At 61.3% G+C, this 16,940-nt stretch carries 16 protein-coding genes; 8 read left to right on the top strand and 8 right to left on the bottom strand.

Annotated elements, in window-relative coordinates:
- Positions 1-19 precede the first annotated feature (19 nt).
- From ctrA to lptB, 3 genes are all read right to left on the bottom strand, one after another.
- Entirely contained in the window at positions 20-715 is a 696-nt protein-coding gene (gene ctrA, locus L1K66_RS00850; protein ID WP_034955663.1) for a response regulator transcription factor CtrA, read from the bottom strand.
- A gap of 195 nt (positions 716-910) precedes the next feature.
- Entirely contained in the window at positions 911-2,401 is a 1,491-nt protein-coding gene (gene rpoN, locus L1K66_RS00845) for an RNA polymerase factor sigma-54 (protein WP_252259127.1), read from the bottom strand.
- 11 nt (positions 2,402-2,412) lie between these two features.
- Complete coding sequence (gene lptB, locus L1K66_RS00840; protein WP_252259126.1) at positions 2,413-3,213, bottom strand: LPS export ABC transporter ATP-binding protein; 801 nt, start codon at positions 3,211-3,213, stop codon at positions 2,413-2,415.
- A gap of 251 nt (positions 3,214-3,464) precedes the next feature.
- On the opposite strand from lptB, the gene L1K66_RS00835 reads away from it, so the two are divergent.
- Positions 3,465-3,821 (top strand): hypothetical protein, encoded by a 357-nt coding sequence (locus tag L1K66_RS00835; protein WP_252259125.1) that lies wholly within the window; start codon positions 3,465-3,467, stop codon positions 3,819-3,821.
- On the opposite strand, the gene ppa is transcribed toward L1K66_RS00835, so the two are convergent.
- On the bottom strand, positions 3,818-4,360 hold the full coding sequence (gene ppa / locus L1K66_RS00830; RefSeq protein WP_252259124.1) for an inorganic diphosphatase: 543 nt from the start codon (positions 4,358-4,360) through the stop codon (positions 3,818-3,820). The two genes, L1K66_RS00835 and ppa, sit on opposite strands and share 4 nt — an antisense overlap.
- Before the next feature lie 122 nt (positions 4,361-4,482).
- Here ppa and hisS point away from each other — a divergent pair, with 122 nt between their 5' ends.
- The 7 genes from hisS to L1K66_RS00795 all read left to right on the top strand — a co-directional run bounded on the left by hisS (position 4,483) and on the right by L1K66_RS00795 (position 12,841).
- Positions 4,483-5,718 carry a histidine--tRNA ligase gene (gene hisS, locus L1K66_RS00825; protein ID WP_252259123.1) on the top strand — a complete coding sequence of 412 codons (1,236 nt, stop codon included), beginning with the start codon at positions 4,483-4,485 and terminating at the stop codon, positions 5,716-5,718.
- A 105-nt stretch (positions 5,719-5,823) separates the two neighbouring features.
- Positions 5,824-6,891 carry a peptide chain release factor 1 gene (gene prfA, locus L1K66_RS00820; RefSeq protein ID WP_252259122.1) on the top strand — a complete coding sequence of 356 codons (1,068 nt, stop codon included), beginning with the start codon at positions 5,824-5,826 and terminating at the stop codon, positions 6,889-6,891.
- A gap of 10 nt (positions 6,892-6,901) precedes the next feature.
- Positions 6,902-7,735 (top strand): peptide chain release factor N(5)-glutamine methyltransferase, encoded by an 834-nt coding sequence (gene prmC / locus L1K66_RS00815; protein ID WP_252259121.1) that lies wholly within the window; start codon positions 6,902-6,904, stop codon positions 7,733-7,735.
- 265 nt (positions 7,736-8,000) lie between these two features.
- Positions 8,001-8,648, top strand: a complete 648-nt coding sequence (locus L1K66_RS00810; protein WP_252259120.1) for a DUF4167 domain-containing protein — start codon at positions 8,001-8,003, stop codon at positions 8,646-8,648.
- Between the two features lie 31 nt (positions 8,649-8,679).
- A complete protein-coding gene (lnt, locus tag L1K66_RS00805; protein WP_252259119.1) occupies positions 8,680-10,290 on the top strand; it encodes an apolipoprotein N-acyltransferase in 1,611 nt (536 codons plus the stop codon).
- A gap of 79 nt (positions 10,291-10,369) precedes the next feature.
- On the top strand, positions 10,370-11,617 hold the full coding sequence (gene metK, locus L1K66_RS00800; protein ID WP_252259118.1) for a methionine adenosyltransferase: 1,248 nt from the start codon (positions 10,370-10,372) through the stop codon (positions 11,615-11,617).
- An 18-nt stretch (positions 11,618-11,635) separates the two neighbouring features.
- Entirely contained in the window at positions 11,636-12,841 is a 1,206-nt protein-coding gene (locus tag L1K66_RS00795) for a DUF418 domain-containing protein (protein WP_252259117.1), read from the top strand.
- On the opposite strand, the gene L1K66_RS00790 is transcribed toward L1K66_RS00795, so the two are convergent.
- Genes L1K66_RS00790 through L1K66_RS00775 form a run of 4 tightly spaced genes read right to left on the bottom strand, consistent with a single transcriptional unit; the run spans position 12,838 to position 16,699 of the window.
- Positions 12,838-13,989, bottom strand: a complete 1,152-nt coding sequence (locus L1K66_RS00790; protein ID WP_252259116.1) for a CaiB/BaiF CoA transferase family protein — start codon at positions 13,987-13,989, stop codon at positions 12,838-12,840. The genes L1K66_RS00795 and L1K66_RS00790 overlap by 4 nt on opposite strands.
- 3 nt (positions 13,990-13,992) lie before the next feature.
- Complete coding sequence (locus L1K66_RS00785) at positions 13,993-14,658, bottom strand: CoA transferase subunit B (RefSeq protein WP_252259115.1); 666 nt, start codon at positions 14,656-14,658, stop codon at positions 13,993-13,995.
- Positions 14,658-15,980, bottom strand: coding sequence for a hypothetical protein (locus L1K66_RS00780; RefSeq protein WP_252259114.1), 1,323 nt, complete (start codon positions 15,978-15,980; stop codon positions 14,658-14,660). Before L1K66_RS00780 ends, L1K66_RS00785 begins: the two co-directional genes overlap by 1 nt.
- A complete protein-coding gene (locus L1K66_RS00775) occupies positions 15,977-16,699 on the bottom strand; it encodes a CoA transferase subunit A (protein WP_034955639.1) in 723 nt (240 codons plus the stop codon). The genes L1K66_RS00780 and L1K66_RS00775 overlap by 4 nt, the downstream gene beginning before the upstream one ends.
- Between the last annotated feature and the right edge of the window lie 241 nt (positions 16,700-16,940).

Genomic DNA, 16,940 nt, shown 5'->3' with positions numbered 1-16,940 from the left:
TTGTGACTGGCTTTCGCGCTTAAGCGGCTTCGGCCTCTTCGCCCGGATCGCGCAGCACGTATCCGCGGCCCCAGACGGTTTCGATATAGTTTTCACCGCCGCAAGCATGGCTCAATTTCTTGCGCAGCTTGCAGATGAAGACGTCGATGATCTTCAGTTCCGGCTCATCCATCCCGCCATACAGGTGGTTGAGGAACATTTCCTTGGTCAGCGTGGTACCCTTGCGAAGCGAGAGCAGCTCGAGCATCGCATATTCCTTGCCGGTGAGGTGGACGCGGGCGCCGTCGACTTCGACGGTTTTCGCATCGAGGTTGACTGCCAGCTTGCCGGTGCGGATGATCGACTGGCTGTGGCCCTTCGAACGACGCACCACGGCGTGAATGCGGGCGACCAGCTCTTCGCGGTGGAAGGGCTTCGTCACGTAGTCGTCGGCGCCAAAGCCGAACGAGCGGATCTTGCTGTCCATTTCGGCGATACCCGAAAGGATGAGGACCGGAGTCTGCACCTTGGCAACGCGCAGCTTCTTGAGCACGTCATAGCCATGCATATCCGGCAGGTTCAGGTCGAGCAGGATGATGTCGTAATCATACAGCTTGCCCAGATCGAGGCCTTCTTCGCCGAGATCGGTCGAATAGACGTTAAATCCTTCGGTAGTGAGCATGAGCTCGATAGCCTTCGCGGTTGTCGGCTCGTCCTCAATCAACAGCACTCGCATTGCTGGTCCCCTAGTTGCCCCACATGGTGGACATGTTCAGTGCGGTAACCCCTCGCTAAGAGGTGTTGCCTTGTATTAACCACACAAGGTCTGAACGGAAAAGGTTAATTTAGCGTAAACCGGCCTGACTCCACGAGTCGCGGGGGTTTCTACCTAGCCGGATCTGTCGCCGCGCAGGCTTCTTCACGGTGCAGATCAGAGGGACTTGAGCTTCTTCTGCCGCCGTCGCTCGGCACTTGAGCCAAGGCCGATAGCTTCGCGATATTTCGCCACCGTGCGCCGGGCGAGGTCGAAGCCTTCCTCCTGCAGCAGGTCGACCAGCTTTTGGTCGGACAGCACCTTCTTAGGGTCTTCAGCGTCGATCAGCGCCCTGATCCGCGCCTTGATCGCTTCGGACGACGCACCTTCTCCATCGCTCGATCCAACGCCGCTGGTGAAGAAATACTTCAATTCAAAACAGCCGCGTTCGCAATGCAGATATTTGTTACTGGTCACCCGGCTGACGGTGCTTTCGTGCATCTCGATCTTCTCAGCCACCTCGCGCAGCGTCAGCGGGCGAAGATGCGATACACCGTGGCGGAAGAAGCCGTCCTGCTGCTTCACTATTTCGGCAGCGGTCTTCAGGATCGTCTTTTGCCGCTGGTCGAGCGCGCGGATCAGCCAATGCGCATCAGCGAGTTTTTCCTTGAGCCAGTTTTGCGCTTCGGGATCGGGGCAGCCCGCGCTCAGTTCCACGTAATAACTGCGATTGACGATCAGGCGTGGCAGCGTTTCTTCGTTGAGCGTGATGTCCCATCCTCCGGCTGCGTTGGTGGCCAGCAGCACATCGGGGATCACCGCCTCGGCGGAAGAGGGAAGGAATGCGAGGCCGGGCTTGGGATCGTAACTGCGCAATTCACGCAGCATGTCGGCGAAATCCTCGTCATCGACATTGCACAATCGCTTCAGCCGGGCGACTTCGCCCTTGGCCAGCAATTCGAGATTGTCCAGCAGCGCGGCCATGCAGGGATCATAGCGGTTTGCCTCGCGCGCCTGGATTTCGAGGCATTCGGCAAGGCTGCGCGCACCCACTCCGCTGGGATCGCACATCTGGACCACGGTGAGCGCATCCTCGGCCTCGTCCAGTGTGATGCCAAGATCATAGGCGATCTCGCGCAGATCGGCCGACAGATAGCCGGCATCGTCGAGCAGGCCGACGATATGGCGTGCGCAGAATGCCTCTTTGGGATTGACCGCCAGTGCGCCGATCTGCGCCTCGAGATGCGCGCTCAGCGATATTTCACCGGCACGGGTCTCGGCCAGATCGGGCAAGTCCTCGCCGCCTGCGGACCGGGTGGAGCTACCCCATTCCGCGTCGGATGCGGACATTCCGTCGCCCGTGTCGCGATCGGTATCGAGCGAGGAAGGATCAAGATCGAGCGGCGCATCGCCTTCGCCCTGACCCTGCGCAATCAGATGGTCTGCGGTGAATTCATCGCGGGGTATGTCGTCGCCGTCGCCTTCCGGACCATCCCGATCCTGCGACAAAGCGCCAGCCTCGAGCAGCGGATTGGCTTCCAGCGCGTCGCCGATGAAGGTTTCGATTTCGAGATTGGATGCCGCCAGCAGCTTGATCGCCTGCTGCAGTTGCGGCGTCATCACCAATTGCTGCGATTGGCGTAGATCGAGGCGTGGACCAAGAGCCATCGCAGCAACCGCTAGAGCGTAAAGCTCTCCCCGAGATAAAGCCGCTTTACGTTTTCGTCCGCAACCAGCGCCTGCGGCGTGCCCGCAAACAGCACCTGTCCGCCGTATATGATGCAGGCGCGGTCAACGATATCGAGCGTCTCGCGCACGTTGTGATCGGTGATCAGCACGCCGATGCCGCGCCGCTTCAGGTCCTTCACAAGATCGCGGATATCGCTGATCGAAAGCGGATCGATCCCGGCGAAGGGCTCGTCGAGCAGCATGATCGAAGGTTTCGCCGCCAGCGCGCGCGCGATTTCGCAGCGCCGCCGTTCACCACCCGAAAGCGCCATCGCCGGGCTTTCGCGCAGCCGGGTCAGGCCGAATTCGCCCAGCAGCCGCTCCAGTTCCTGCGCACGCGTCTGCGGATCGGGTTCGACCATTTCGAGCACGCAATTGATGTTCTGTTCAACGGTCATGCCGCGAAAGATGCTGGTTTCCTGCGGCAGATAGCCAAGCCCCAGAATTGCGCGCCGATACATCGGCAGGTTGGTCACGTCCTCGCCATCCATCAGGATGCGCCCGGAATCGGGCTTCACCAGACCCATGATGGAATAGAAGCAGGTCGTCTTGCCCGCACCATTGGGGCCAAGCAGGCCGAGCACCTCGCCCTTCGCCACGGTGAGCGAAATGTCGGTCAGCACCGCACGCTTGTCATAGCTCTTGGCGATCGAGATGACTTCAAGGCCGCCATCCGGAAGCGGCGCGGTAGCATCGGCGGGTGCGCCCTTCACAGCGCTTGCCGGTTCTTCAAGAGAGGTAGACTCGCTCATCAAGACAAGCCTTAGCAAAGTGGCTGTCTCATGAAAGGGCGACTGTGTGGATTTCATGCCGATTTTGGCAAGATTTTTGCAACAAATCTGGAGCAGCCTTCCCTCTCGCGGGGAAATCCGCATGTTTCCCGCTGCTTGAGCCGCGTCGGTTGCGCGCTGTGCAACTATATTTCGTTATGGTTACAATGCTTGCAACGGATCGGTGGTTTTGAGATACTCGCACCACACACAAACCGTTGGGGAGCGGATTGATGAAAGAGCTGTCACACCAGCACCACGGGGCCGCAAGAGCGCGCGATTGGCGCAAATCGATGAGCGACCATGTCGCCTACGCCCTGCTGGTTTACACCGGCTTGCAGATTTTCCTGACGGTCAAGGCGCTCAGCCAGGGCTTCTCCTCGATCCTGCCCTACATGGCGCTCATCATACTTGTCGCAGCCATCATTCCGGCATGCCGCTGGTTCGAAAAACGCTGGGCCGGGCTTTCGGACGAACAGGCGGCAGACATGGACTATGCCGCCGCCTTTCGCCGCGATGCCATCGGTTTGTGGATGATGGCGATCTGCCTGCCGCTCGCGCTCACAGGCATTCTGAAGGCGCTCCTTTAGCCAGCAGCCTTGGCGTTTGCAGCGCGTTCAATCGCTTCCGTCACGATCTGGCGTGCTTCTGCTCGGTCACCCCATTTGCCGACACGCACCCACTTTTCCGCTTCGAGATCCTTGTAGTGGGTAAAGAAGTGCTCGATCTGCTGCATGATAATTGAAGGCAGATCCTTCGTTTCGCCGACATCCGAATAATACGGAAAAGTCGTGTCTACCGGCACGCAGATGAGCTTTTCATCGCCGCCATGCTCGTCTTCGAGGTTGAGCACGCCGATCGGGCGTGAACGCACCACGCATCCGGGAATGAAGGGCGAACGGGCGATCACCAGCGCGTCCAGCGGGTCGCCATCGGGCGAAAGGGTGTGGGGCACAAAACCGTAGTTCGCCGGATACCGCATCGGCGTGTGCAGGATACGGTCCACAAACAGCGCGCCCGATTCCTTGTCGAATTCGTATTTCACCGGCTCGCCCCCGGTGGGAACTTCGATGATGACATTCAGGTCGTCGGGCGGATTGTTGCCGGTCGGGATCTTGTCGATACGCATAAACGGGGTTCCTGTCTGTGTCTGGTGCCCCTCTCCCAAAGGCTTGAACGCGCCGATAGCTTCCTCTCGATATTGCGGCAAGGTCGACCTTAGCCTAACTGCGCCCAAAACACAGGACAGCCATGAGCAAGAACACGCCAAAAGCCATTCGCGGCACCCAGGACATTTTCGGCGCCGATGCGGAAGCCTTCGCCTTCGTGGTCGAGACATTCGAACGCGTGCGCAAGCTGTACCGGTTTCGCCGGGTCGAAATGCCCGTGTTCGAAAAGACCGAGGTGTTCAGCCGCGCAATCGGCGAGACGACCGATGTGGTATCGAAGGAAATGTATTCCTTCGAGGATCGCGGTGGGGATTCGCTGACGCTGCGGCCGGAATTCACCGCCGGGATCGCGCGCGCTTTCCTGACGAATGGCTGGCAGCAACACGCGCCGCTGAAGGTCGCGACGCACGGCCCGCTGTTTCGTTACGAGCGTCCGCAAAAGGGCCGCTATCGCCAGTTCCACCAGATCGACGCCGAAATCATCGGCGCCGCCGAACCGCAGGCCGATGTCGAACTGCTGGCGATGGCCGACCAGTTGCTCAAGGAACTGGGGATCGAAGGCGTGACGCTGCACCTCAACACGCTGGGCGATGCCGACAGCCGCGAGGCGTGGCGCGCCGGGCTGATCGACTATTTCGGCAAGGTTAAGGGCGATCTGTCCGAGGATTCGCAGGAGCGGCTGGAGAAAAACCCGCTGCGCATCCTCGACAGCAAGGACCCGCGTGATCGCGTGTTTGTCGCCGATGCGCCCAAGATTGACCAATATCTGTCGGACGAGGCGCTGGCGTTTTTCGAACAAGTGACCGACGGGCTTGATGCGGCAGGCGTGAAGTGGATGCGCGCCGAAAGCCTCGTGCGCGGCCTCGACTACTACCGCCACACCGCCTTCGAATTCGTGCCCGACGAAGGCAGCGAAGCAGCCTCGCGCCTCGGCTCGCAAAGCACAGTGCTGGGTGGCGGGCGGTATGACGGGCTGATGGAGAGCCTTGGCGGGGCACCGACGCCTGCCGTGGGTTGGGCTGCGGGGATTGAGCGGCTGGCCATGTTGGTGGGGGAGAAGCCCGAAGGACTGATAGACGCCATGGTGCTCGTCGAAGATGATGCCGGCCTTCAAGCGGCGACTGCTCTTCTATGCGACCTAAGGAAGTCCGGGTTTGTCGCAGACATGGTTGCGTCCGGATCGCCAAAGAAGCGTTACGACAAAGCGGTAAGACAAAACCCTAAGGCCATCCTTCGCGTAAACGACGAAGGATATTACGGTTATTCCGGCGCAGAAATTGATCCGCGTCTGTCTCAATTCCTGAAGGATGGGTATTAGCCCCCCGTCATCCCCGCGGAGGCGGGGATCCAGCTGCCCTCTGCGGCGGTCACCCAAACAAGCTGGATTCCCGCCTGCGCGGGAATGACGTAGAGAAGAATAACCATGCAAATCCCCGCCACGCGCCTTGATCAGATCGCCCATCGCTTCGCCGAGCTCGAAGCTCGGATGGCGTCCGGCACGCTCGAGGGCGATGCCTTCGTCAAGGCCAGCCGCGACTATGCCGAGCTGGAGCCGGTGGCAAAGGCCGCTGCCGAGGTGAAGGCCATGCGCGAGGAAATCGCCGGGCTCGAAGAAATGCTCGCCGACCCGGAAATGAAGGCGATGGCGGAAGAAGAGCTGGCGGAACTGCGCGAGGCTCTGCCTGAACGGGAGCGCGCGCTCGCCATTGCGCTGCTGCCGCGCGACAGTGCCGACAGCAAACCCGCCATGCTCGAAATCCGCGCCGGAACCGGCGGCGATGAAGCGGCGCTGTTCGCGGGCGATCTTTATCGCATGTACGAACGCTTCGCCGCCGAACAGGGCTGGCGGGTCGAGCCGGTGAGCATCAGCGCAAGCGAAGTCGGCGGGTTCAAGGAAATCGTCGCCAACGTCACCGGCACGGGCGTTTTCGCAAAGTTGAAGTTCGAAAGCGGCGTCCACCGCGTGCAGCGCGTCCCTGTCACCGAAAGCGGCGGGCGCATTCACACCTCCGCCGCAACTGTTGCAGTTCTGCCCGAACCCGACGAGGTTGACGTGCAGATCGAGGACAAGGATCTGGCGATCGACGTCTATCGCGCCAGCGGTGCAGGTGGGCAGCACGTCAACACCACCGACAGCGCTGTTCGCATCACGCATTTGCCGACCGGTTTGGTGGTGACGTGTCAGGACGGCCGCAGCCAGCACAAGAACCGCGAAAAGGCGATGCAGGTCCTGCGTTCGCGCCTGTACGAAAAGATGCGCGACGAGGCGCAAGGGGCTGAGGCGGAGGCACGCAAGGCCATGGTCGGCAGCGGCGACCGCTCCGAACGCATCCGCACTTACAACTTCCCTCAAGGCCGCGTGACCGATCACCGCATCGGGCTGACGCTGCATAAGCTCGAGGAAGTGCTTGCCGGGCCGGGCCTTGCCGAGGTGGTCGACGCGCTGATCGCCGAGGATGAGGGCAAGCGGCTGGCGGCCTTGAGTCAGTAATGGGGGCGGAATGACCGTCCGCGAAAAGCTGCGCGAGGCGACAGAGCGGCTCGCCGCAAGCAGCGACACCCCCCGCCTCGACGCAGAATTGCTGATGGCCCACGCGGTCGGCACCACGCGATCGCAACTGCTGCTGCGCGGCATGAACGAAGTGCTGATCGGCAACCTCGACCATTTTGACGAACTGGTCGCCCGCCGCGCCGCGCATGAGCCTGTCGCCTATATCCTTGGAAGCGCCGAATTCTACGGTCGCTCCTTTGCCGTATCGTCCGACGTGTTGATCCCGCGCCCTGACAGCGAGACGTTGATCGAGGCCGCGCTTGAACAGACGCCGAAGGCAGCGCGCTTGCTTGATCTCGGCACCGGATCGGGCTGCCTGCTGCTGACGGCGATGCTCGAACTGAATGCTCAAAGCGGGATCGGGATTGATGCCTCTGAAGGCGCGCTGGAGATCGCGCGGCGCAATGCGATAAATCTGGGCGTTGCGCCGGACCGGATCGAGTTCTCGCTTCGAAACTGGCACCAGCCGGGCTGGAGCGATGACCTGGGCAACTTTGATCTGATCCTGTGCAATCCGCCCTATGTCGAGCAGGAGGCAGAACTTGATCTCGATGTGCGCGGTTTTGAGCCGGCCAGCGCGCTTTTCGCTGGGCCTGATGGGCTAGACGATTATCGCGCAATCATCCCGCAAATCCGTGATCTCCTGAATCCTGGGGGTGCTGCCATTCTTGAAATCGGCCACACGCAGGCCGATGCTGTCACAATTCTCGCGCAAGCTGCGGGTTTCAATAGTGAAATCCGCCATGATCTTGCAAAAAGGCCACGCGCTGTGGTTCTTTGGTAACGAAATTGCCGCTAGGGCTTGGCAAATGCATCGCGGCTCGCTAGCTGTCGAATCAGACCTGTCGAGGGGCCCTTTGCGCAGATCGACGAGGTCAAGCTCCGAATTACCGCTTTATCTGACCGGTTGGGTCACTCCACTGGTCTCACGCTGGGCGGACGCGCGTGCATGATTGCGCGTGTTGTCAGAGAGGGTCGAAATCGGGGTCCACGGGCTGATCAGGCGCACCATTGAAAACGCGCTGGCCACGGATGAGGATAAATTTCCTTTGAATAACAATCGTAACAATCGTCGCCGCGGTCGCGGAAACCGCAATAATCAGGGCGGTGGAGGCAATCAGAACCGGATTGACAGCCGGGCACGTGGCAATGCGCCGCAGCTTCTCGACAAGTACAAGAAGCTTGCTCAGGACGCGCAGCACAACGGCGACCGGGTTCAGGCCGAATATTATCTGCAGTTTGCCGATCATTACTTCCGCGTGATCGCCGACAACAAGGCTCGTCAGGACGAAGCGCGCGCCAAGCGCAACGATGATCGCGGCCAGTCGAACGATGACGGTGACGACGAAGACGAAGTCGAGAACCGTCGTGACAACCCTAAGCGTGACAAACGCCGCTCGCGCTCGCGCCGGGATGATCAGGACAACAGCTCGGCAGACGACGGCGAGCAGGGCATCGAAGGCGAAGCCTACGATGATGATGACGACGGCGAAGACGAAGCTCCCAAGCCCAAGCGTCGCCAGCGCAAGCCCAAGGCCGAAGATCAGGACGAAAAGCCGCGCCGCAACGCGCGCGGACGCAAGTCGCGCGACGATGACGATGGTGCCGCCTCGGGTGAGTTTGACTCCTCGGTCTTGCCGCCGTCGATCAGCGCCGCAGCCGACGACGGTGATGACGCACTCGAAGCAGTTGGGTGATCGCTGAAGGCACCGGCCCAAGGGTTGATTCATGACCGATCGGCTGGAGCAATTGGCTGAAACCGCGCGGCGGCATCCAAAGCTGCTTGCGCTGCTGCTGGGGTTGACAGCGGCAACAGGCTATCCGCCGATCCACGCATGGCCGCTCGGGCTGCTGAGCCTGGCCGGGCTTGTCTGGCTCATCTTTGATGCGCCGGACTGGCGCGCGGCACTGGGTCGGGGGTGGCTGTTCGGCTGGGCGCATCTGACGCTTGCGAACAACTGGATCGCCACGGCCTTCACCTATCAGGCCAATATGCCCGAATGGCTGGGCTGGCTCGCGGTACCGTTGCTGTGCATCTATCTTGCTTGGTATCCCGCACTGGCTGCGCTGACGGCGCATTTGCTCGCAAAACGCGCCGGACCGTTGGCGTTCGGACTGGTCTTTGCCGCCGCTTGGATCGTGACCGAATGGCTGCGCAGCTGGGTTTTCACCGGATATCCATGGCCACCATTGGGGTTGATGCTGCTGGGGGGCTGGGACAGGCCGGGCATCGCTGCGGTTTTGCCTTGGCTGGGAACCTACGGAATTTCAGGTCTTGCCCTCTTGCTTGCTGCTGCGCTGTGGTGGGCGATGGCGCAGCGCAAATGGCTTGTCGCAGGCGGCGTGACGGTGGCGATAACTGCGGGGATGCTGGTGTCTCTCCACGCCGTAAAGCCGCCCTCGCAGGGTATTCGCTATACCCTCGTTCAGCCCCTCATCCCGCAGGACGAGATCAATGACGCGTCCAAATTCGAGGAGCAGTTCCAGCGGACGGCTGCTCTGACGATGGAGAGCAATGACCAGTCGCGGTTGGTTCTATGGCCCGAAAGCGCGATCCCCGACTATCTCGAAGACGGCTATCCCGAGCGGTATTATCGCGCGATGACGGCGGGCGCCGATCCGCAATTTGCTCGTGATCGCATCGCACGCACCATTGGCGCGCAATCCACTCTGTTGGCAGGCGTGGTGAACCTCAACATCGGCCCTCGTGAAGACGGAAGCCTCGCCGCGATAAGTGCGCGCAATTCCGTAATCGGGATGGATGGTGAGGGCGCAATCACCCATCACTATGCCAAGGCGCATCTGGTCCCCTATGGCGAATATCTGCCTATGGAACAGTACCTTGGCCTCATCGGGCTGTCTCGGCTGACCGCCGGCACCATTCCCTATATTCCGGGGCCGGGGCCGCAGACACTCGATCTGGGTGAACACGGCAAGGCTGGTGTCCAGATCTGCTACGAGATCGTGTTTTCCGGCCAAGTCGTCGATCGCGAAGACCGGCCAGATTATCTCTTCAACCCGTCCAACGATGGCTGGTTCGGGAGCTGGGGGCCGCCGCAACATCTCGCCCAAGCGCGGATGCGCGCGATCGAGGAAGGACTGCCGGTCTTGCGATCAACCACCACCGGGATCAGCGCGGTGATCGATGCGAATGGGATTGTCCGTCAGCACATCGCAACAGGCATGTCCGACAAGATCGAAGGCCGTATCCCGGCCGCGAAAGCCCCAACGCTTTTTGCGCAGGCGGGAAACGCTTTACCGCTGGCGTGGGCTGCCTTGCTCGCGCTGTCGGGGCTTGGCTTGCCAAGATTGCTTGCGCTGCGAGGCGCGCGCAGCTAGGGCTTTTGCAACAGACATAAAGGTTTCCTTATATCTGCATAAGGGGCCTTGAAATGGACAGCGAAAGGCCTCGATCCTCATGCGCAGCGACTATCTCTTCACTTCCGAAAGTGTTTCCGAAGGGCATCCGGACAAGGTTTCGGATCAGATTTCGGACGCAATCGTCGATCTGATGCTGGCGAAGGACCCGGAGGCCCGCGTTGCCTGCGAAACCATGACCACCACGCAGCGCGTCGTCCTGTCCGGCGAAATCCGCTGCAAGCCGATGTATGACGACAAGAACGAGGACTGGAAGTTCAACGGTTACTGGGCCCCCGGTGCGCGCGACGAGATTGAAAGCGTGGTGCGCAAGACGGTGAAGGACATCGGTTACGAGCAGGATGGCTTCCACTGGAAGACGCTTACTTTTGAAAACCACCTGCACGGCCAATCCGCACATATCGCACAAGGCGTCGATGCCGGTGTCGATGGTTCGAGCAAGGATGAAGGCGCGGGTGACCAGGGCATCATGTTCGGCTTTGCCTGTGACGAAACGCCCGATCTGATGCCAGCAACGCTGGATTACAGTCACAAGATTCTCGAGCAGCTGGCGAAGGATCGCCATTCCGGTGCTGCGCCCTTCCTTGAGCCCGACGCCAAGAGCCAGGTCACGCTGCGCTACGAGAACGGCAAGCCGGTCGCCTGCACGGCGGTGGTGGTCAGCACCCAGCACGCCGAAGGCTACGATCAGGGCGAGAAGGAAGCCGAGCTCAAGTCCTATGTGAAAGGCGTTGTCTCCGCGATCCTGCCGGAAGGGTTCCTCTCTGACGAAACGATCTGGCACATCAATCCGACCGGAAGCTTCGTGATCGGCGGTCCGGATGGCGACGCGGGACTTACCGGTCGCAAGATCATCGTCGACACTTACGGCGGCGCAAGCCCCCACGGTGGCGGTGCTTTCAGCGGCAAGGACCCGACAAAGGTTGATCGCAGCGCGGCCTATATCACCCGCTATCTGGCGAAGAATGTTGTCGCGGCGGGTCTGGCCACGCGCTGCACGATCCAGATTGCCTATGCGATCGGCGTGTCCGAGCCGCTGTCGCTCTATGTCGATACTCATGGCACTTGCGCCGAAGGCGTGACCGATGCCGGAATCGAAGACGCGATCAAGAGCATCGCCAAGCTGGGCGGGCTGACCCCGCGTGGGATTCGTACGCATCTGGGTCTGAACAAACCGATCTATCGCAAGAGCGCGGCCTATGGCCATTTCGGCCGCACGGCCGAGGGCGATTTCTTCCCGTGGGAACGGACCGATCTGATCGAAGATTTGAAGGCAGCGCTGGCCTGATCTGGTAGAGTGCCGGGAATGGAAACCCCCGGCACGCACCCCGGCAGAATCATCGAACTGGACGCGCTTCGCGGCGTGGCCGTGATCGGCATCGTCTGGATGAATGTGCTGGTCTTCGCAATGCCGGGCCAGTCCTATTACAATCCGGTGGCCTGGGGGCCGGGTATTGGTGAAGCGAGCGCGGCAGACCGTCTGGTCTGGGCCGCCAGCTTCGTCTTCGTCGAGGACAAGTTCCGCACCCTTTTCGCAATGCTGTTTGGCGCAGGATGCCTGATCCTGATCGAGCGCAGCCAGTCGCGCAAATGGCAGGCGCATTTCGCGCGCATGGCGGTGCTGTTTGGCATCGGACTGGTTCACGCGGTGCTTCTGGCCAGCAATGACGTGCTTCGTGCCTATGCGCTGGCCGGATTGGCCCTGCCGTTGCTTGCACACCTTTCGGCGCGAGAACTCTACGCGATCGCTATCGGCCTGGTGGTACTGCATTGCGGAGCAGGGCTGGTAATGTTCGGAGGTGCCGTTCTCGATCACCTCAACGGGCTCACCACGAGCGATGCCGCCCTGTTCGCCGAGCGCAATTTCGGCCGCGACGAAGCTGCTATCCGTTATTCGCTTTCGGTCGGCGCAGAAGGCCTGTCGGAGCGCATCCTCCGCAGGCTCAACAGCATACCGCAACAAATCGTGGCCATCAGCGGATCGCTGCCGCTCAACCTCGCCGCGATGACTTTGGGCATGGGGCTGTGGAAGCAACGGATGCTGGCGGGCGAGTGGCGCACTTATCTGTTGCAACGTCTTGCAGCGGTTTGCGCCCTGGTCGCGATACCCGGATTGCTGGCGCTGGTGTGGTGGACCGCGCAAAGCGATTTTTCCGGAGCCGTCGCAGGCGCTTCAACTCTGCTGATTTCCGCTCCTTTCGACACCCTGCTGGGCCTTGCCTATGCCGCACTGGCAATGGCGTTCTTCGCGCCCGGCGGAGCCCTCACCGTGCGGCTCGCGGCGGTGGGCAGGCTCTCGCTTACGAACTACCTGATGACTTCGGTGATTTTCGGCGCGATCTTTGCCGGCTGGGGGCTTGGCCTGTTCGGATCGGTCAGCCGGAGCGAAGCTTTCGCGCTCAGCCTTGTGCCGGTTGTCGCGATGCTCCTGTGGTCACCCGTGTGGCTTACAAGGTTCGGACAGGGGCCGTTTGAACGGTTGTGGCGGGCGGGAGCGCGCTTGCTCGCCTAGTCGTCTTCGCCCAGCATCGGCGATGGCCGATCGAACGCCAGTTCGGCATCCGAGAGTGTAAAGGGACTGCGCACACCCGGCATTCCGCCCAGATCGACCCTCAACCCGCGCGCCAGTACCTGCGGATCGGCAAACACCTCGTCCAACCGGTTGATCGGTCCTCCCGGAACGCCCGCTGCATGACAGGCATCGAGCAGACCTTGCTTCGTCCAACCCGCCGTTGCCATCGCAATTTCGGCATCCAGCGCCTTTGCGTTTGCCGTTCTGTCGCCATTCCTTTCGAAGCGCGGGTCGGACGACAAATGGCTCAAGCCCAGCACATCCATCAGCTTGTGAAACAGTCCGTCGTTTGCCGGAGCCAGGATCACGTGTCCGTCACTCACCGGAAAGACGCCATAGGGCGCAACCTGCGCGTGGGCGTTCCCCATCCGCGGGGGATTGTCGCCGGTCGTGAAATAATAGGTCGCCTGATTGGCAAGCAAAGCCACTGAGGAGTCCATCAGGCTCATGTCGACATGCTGGCCCATCCCCGTGCGCACACGTTGTAGCAAGGCCGCCTGAATGCCGTTTGCCGCCCAAACGCCGGTTGAAAGGTCGGAAATCGAAATCCCCATCTTCACCGGATAACCTTCGGGGTCGCCGGTCAGCGACATGAAACCACTCATGCCCTGAACCACGAAATCATATCCGGCTTCATGCGCCCTTGGACCTGTCTGCCCAAAGCCCGTGATCGAACAGTAGACCAGCCCCGGATTGGTGGCTGCAACAGCTTCGTAATCCAGCCCGAACTTCGCAAGACTGCCGGTCTTGAAGTTCTCGATCAGGACATCGGCACCCGCGATTAGGCCCTTCACCCGTTCCAGATCGGCGTCGTTCTTGAAATCGGCGACTATTGACCGCTTTCCGCGATTGCAGGCGTGGTAATAGGCGGCTTCCCGGCGGGTCTTGCCATCGGCACCCACGCGCTCGACCCAGGGCGGGCCCCATTGCCGTGTGCCATCGCCTTCGGGGCTTTCAACCTTGATCACATCCGCGCCCAGATCGGCAAGGATCTGACCGCAGAACGGCCCGGCCAGCACCCGTGCCAGCTCCACCACCTTCAGCCCGGCCAGCGGCGACCGAGAATTGCGCGGGGTCGCCAGCCACATGGATCAGGCGTGCTCCAGCGCCACTTCGTAACGCGCGGTGGTGCTGGCGGCGATATCAGCCTCGCTCACCCCCGGCGCCAGTTCGATAAGCTGGAAAGGAGCGCCCTTTTCCGGCCGTTTGAACACGGCGAGATTGGTGATGATCATGTCGACCACGCCCGCGCCCGTCAGCGGCAATGTGCATTCGGGAATGAACTTGGGTGAACCGTCCTTGGCAGTGTGATCCATCACCACGATGATTTTCTTGACCCCGGCGACAAGATCCATCGCGCCGCCCATGCCCTTGATCATCTTGCCGGGAATCATCCAGTTGGCGATATCGCCGTTCTCGGCCACTTCCATCGCGCCCAGCACAGTAAGGTCGATGTGCCCGCCGCGGATCATCGAAAAGCTTGTTGCGCTGTCGAAATAGGCGCTGTGCGGCAATTCGCTGATGGTCTGCTTGCCCGCGTTGATCAGATCGGGATCAACCTCGTCATCATAGGGAAACGGACCGATGCCCAGCATCCCGTTCTCGCTTTGCAGCGTCACCAGCATTCCTTCCGGAATGTGGTTGGCCACCAGTGTCGGGATGCCGATGCCCAGATTGACGTAATAGCCATCGCGCAATTCCTTGGCCGCACGTGCAGCCATCTGATCGCGGGTCCATCCTGCGGCGTGTGCGGTCATTATCGGGCCCTTTCGGAAAGCAGCGGGGTCGGGATCAGGAACCAGCCTTCCCCGATCATCGGTTCGAGCGCGCGGGCATCCGCCGGGTTGAGGAGGTAGTCGAACAATTCGTGGAAGTCCGAACGTTCATCCCCGGCAATCGCGATCAGGCACGAAGTCTGCGCCAGCTGATCGCGGCGCAACTGCTTGCGTTCGTCAGACGATCGCATCAGCAGAACGTCATCGGTTCCCAGCGGATCAAGGCCGGAGCGGAAAAGGGCCATGCGGACTTCGTTTTCCTTGTCCGCAGCCAGCCCCGAAATCCAGGCGATCGCCACGCCCTTGCGCCGCAATTCCGCCAGTCGCTGAGCGAGCGCCGGTGATGCGCTGGTTATATCGACCGGAAGCAGGTCTTCGCCCTTCGGATCGAGATCGATCAGGACGGTGGACGTGCCTTGCGCGCATTCCATTCGGTCGGGTCGGAGGGCGGTCGCATCGATCAAGACTGCCGATGCCCGATCCGGGCCGGTTCCCGGTTGCATCAGGAACTCGGGTGAGGATGCATAGCTGAAGAACGGATCGAAGAAGGTGCCGCCCGCTGTCGCCGGAGCGGCGCTCGGCACGGCGACCAGACCACCTGCGGCTGGTGCATCGGCACGGGTGCGCGGAACGGCTGCTTCGGAGACAGCAGGAACCGCAGCGGAGGTCGTTGCCGGAACGGGCGGGGGTGCGATGGCAACAGTCTGAGCCGGAGCTGGAGCCGGAGGCGGAGCAACCGGCATCGGCGTCGGTGCTGGTGCCGGTGTCGGCGCGGGTGTCGGTGCTGGTGCCGGTGTCGGCGCGGGTGTCGGCGCTGGTCCTGGCGCCGCCGGAGCGGCTGTCGTTGTGGCAAGGGCTGGAACACGTTCGAGCGCGCTCATGCTGCTGGCGACGGTCGCTGCGGCAGACGGGGCCTCTTCGGCTTCGGCCATCTCGGCCAACTCGCCAGCCACCAGAACAGGCTCGGGTTCCGGCGCTGGGGCAGTGACTATTGTTGGAGCCGGCGCTTCGACAGCTTCAACCTCGGCTTCGACCGTTTCCACTGCCGCCACCGCAGCGCTTGCGGTCGCCACGGTTACCTCGGGTTGGCTGGGCGCCGGTGCGGCAACGGCCGCAGTAGTGGCTGCCACAGCGGGGGAGTCGGCGCTGTCGGCTGCGTCATCAGCGCCTGTGCGCCCTTCGCCTGCCATCAGGCCGCCTGCAACGATTGGGAATGCCGCCGCGACGCAGCCCTGCAAGGCAAAGGCCGCTCCGCAGGCAAGCGCGAGCTTGATCTTCTTCTGGCGTTCCATGCCGCTGTTCATGCTTCCTCCCGTTCACGCACCGTGCGGAATTCGATCTTCTTGTCATAGGGCGCGCCCAGAACCAGACGGTTCACGAACACGCCGGGCAAATGCACTTCGTCGGGGTTCAATGCCCCGGCGGGCACAATTTCCTCGACCTCGGCGATGCATACCTTGCCGCAAGTGGCGGCTGGCTGGTTGAAATTGCGCGCGGTCTTGCGGAAAATCAGGTTGCCGGTTTCGTCGGCTTTCCATGCCTTCACGATCGACAGATCGGCAAAGATTCCGCGCTCCAGAATATAGGTCGACATGACGCCGTCCTGATCGGGGAATTCCTTGTGTTCCTTGCCTTCGGCAACCTGCGTTCCGACGCCGGTCTTGGTGTAGAAGCCCGGTATCCCCGCTCCGCCTGCGCGCATACGCTCTGCCAAGGTGCCTTGCGGGCAGAATTCGACTTCGAGTTCGCCGGAAAGGAACTGGCGCTCGAATTCCTTGTTCTCGCCGACATAGGATGAGATCATCTTCTTGACCTGCCGCGTGCGCAGCAGCTTGCCGATCCCTTCGTTGTCGATCCCGGCATTGTTGCTGGCGAAAGTCAGGCCTGTGACGCCGCTGTCGCGAATGGCATCAAGCAGGCGTTCGGGAATGCCGCAAAGGCCAAAGCCTCCAGCGGCGATCAGCATGTCGTTGGCGATTACGCCTTCGAGAGCGGCGGCGGCATCCGGATAAATCTTTGACATCTTAGGGGTGCGATCCTCGCAATCTTGTCTCGTTTCTGCGTCGCGGAAGACGCATCGCCCCGGACACCCTGAAAGGTGCGGCGGCTAGGGCTGATTAGTCCCTCAAAGCCGCGCTGTCACGACCTTGCGTATATTCGTGAAGACCCTGCCATCCTGTTGCAGTGCAAAATCCAAGACCACCAAAATGCCTACAAAGTAGGCAAATGATTAAAGATTGGGCTGACAAATGTGCAATGCACGA

The sequence above is a fragment of the Erythrobacter aurantius genome, assembly GCF_023823125.1.
Lineage (GTDB): Bacteria > Pseudomonadota > Alphaproteobacteria > Sphingomonadales > Sphingomonadaceae > Erythrobacter > Erythrobacter aurantius.
Note: the sequence above shows the minus strand (reverse complement) of the source record. Positions and strands in the feature narration are given on the sequence as shown.

Bases quoted from the DNA above. Each gene is read 5' to 3' on its own strand.
- ctrA (WP_034955663.1), bottom strand. From the start codon at position 715: ATGCGAGTGCTGTTGATTGAGGACGAGCCGACAACCGCGAAGGCTATC.
- rpoN (WP_252259127.1), bottom strand. From the start codon at position 2,401: ATGGCTCTTGGTCCACGCCTCGATCTACGCCAATCGCAGCAATTGGTG.
- lptB (WP_252259126.1), bottom strand. From the start codon at position 3,213: ATGAGCGAGTCTACCTCTCTTGAAGAACCGGCAAGCGCTGTGAAGGGC.
- L1K66_RS00835 (WP_252259125.1), top strand. From the start codon at position 3,465: ATGAAAGAGCTGTCACACCAGCACCACGGGGCCGCAAGAGCGCGCGAT.
- ppa (WP_252259124.1), bottom strand. From the start codon at position 4,360: ATGCGTATCGACAAGATCCCGACCGGCAACAATCCGCCCGACGACCTG.
- hisS (WP_252259123.1), top strand. From the start codon at position 4,483: ATGAGCAAGAACACGCCAAAAGCCATTCGCGGCACCCAGGACATTTTC.
- prfA (WP_252259122.1), top strand. From the start codon at position 5,824: ATGCAAATCCCCGCCACGCGCCTTGATCAGATCGCCCATCGCTTCGCC.
- prmC (WP_252259121.1), top strand. From the start codon at position 6,902: ATGACCGTCCGCGAAAAGCTGCGCGAGGCGACAGAGCGGCTCGCCGCA.
- lnt (WP_252259119.1), top strand. From the start codon at position 8,680: ATGACCGATCGGCTGGAGCAATTGGCTGAAACCGCGCGGCGGCATCCA.
- metK (WP_252259118.1), top strand. From the start codon at position 10,370: ATGCGCAGCGACTATCTCTTCACTTCCGAAAGTGTTTCCGAAGGGCAT.
- L1K66_RS00795 (WP_252259117.1), top strand. From the start codon at position 11,636: ATGGAAACCCCCGGCACGCACCCCGGCAGAATCATCGAACTGGACGCG.
- L1K66_RS00790 (WP_252259116.1), bottom strand. From the start codon at position 13,989: ATGTGGCTGGCGACCCCGCGCAATTCTCGGTCGCCGCTGGCCGGGCTG.
- L1K66_RS00785 (WP_252259115.1), bottom strand. From the start codon at position 14,658: ATGACCGCACACGCCGCAGGATGGACCCGCGATCAGATGGCTGCACGT.
- L1K66_RS00780 (WP_252259114.1), bottom strand. From the start codon at position 15,980: ATGAACAGCGGCATGGAACGCCAGAAGAAGATCAAGCTCGCGCTTGCC.
- L1K66_RS00775 (WP_034955639.1), bottom strand. From the start codon at position 16,699: ATGTCAAAGATTTATCCGGATGCCGCCGCCGCTCTCGAAGGCGTAATC.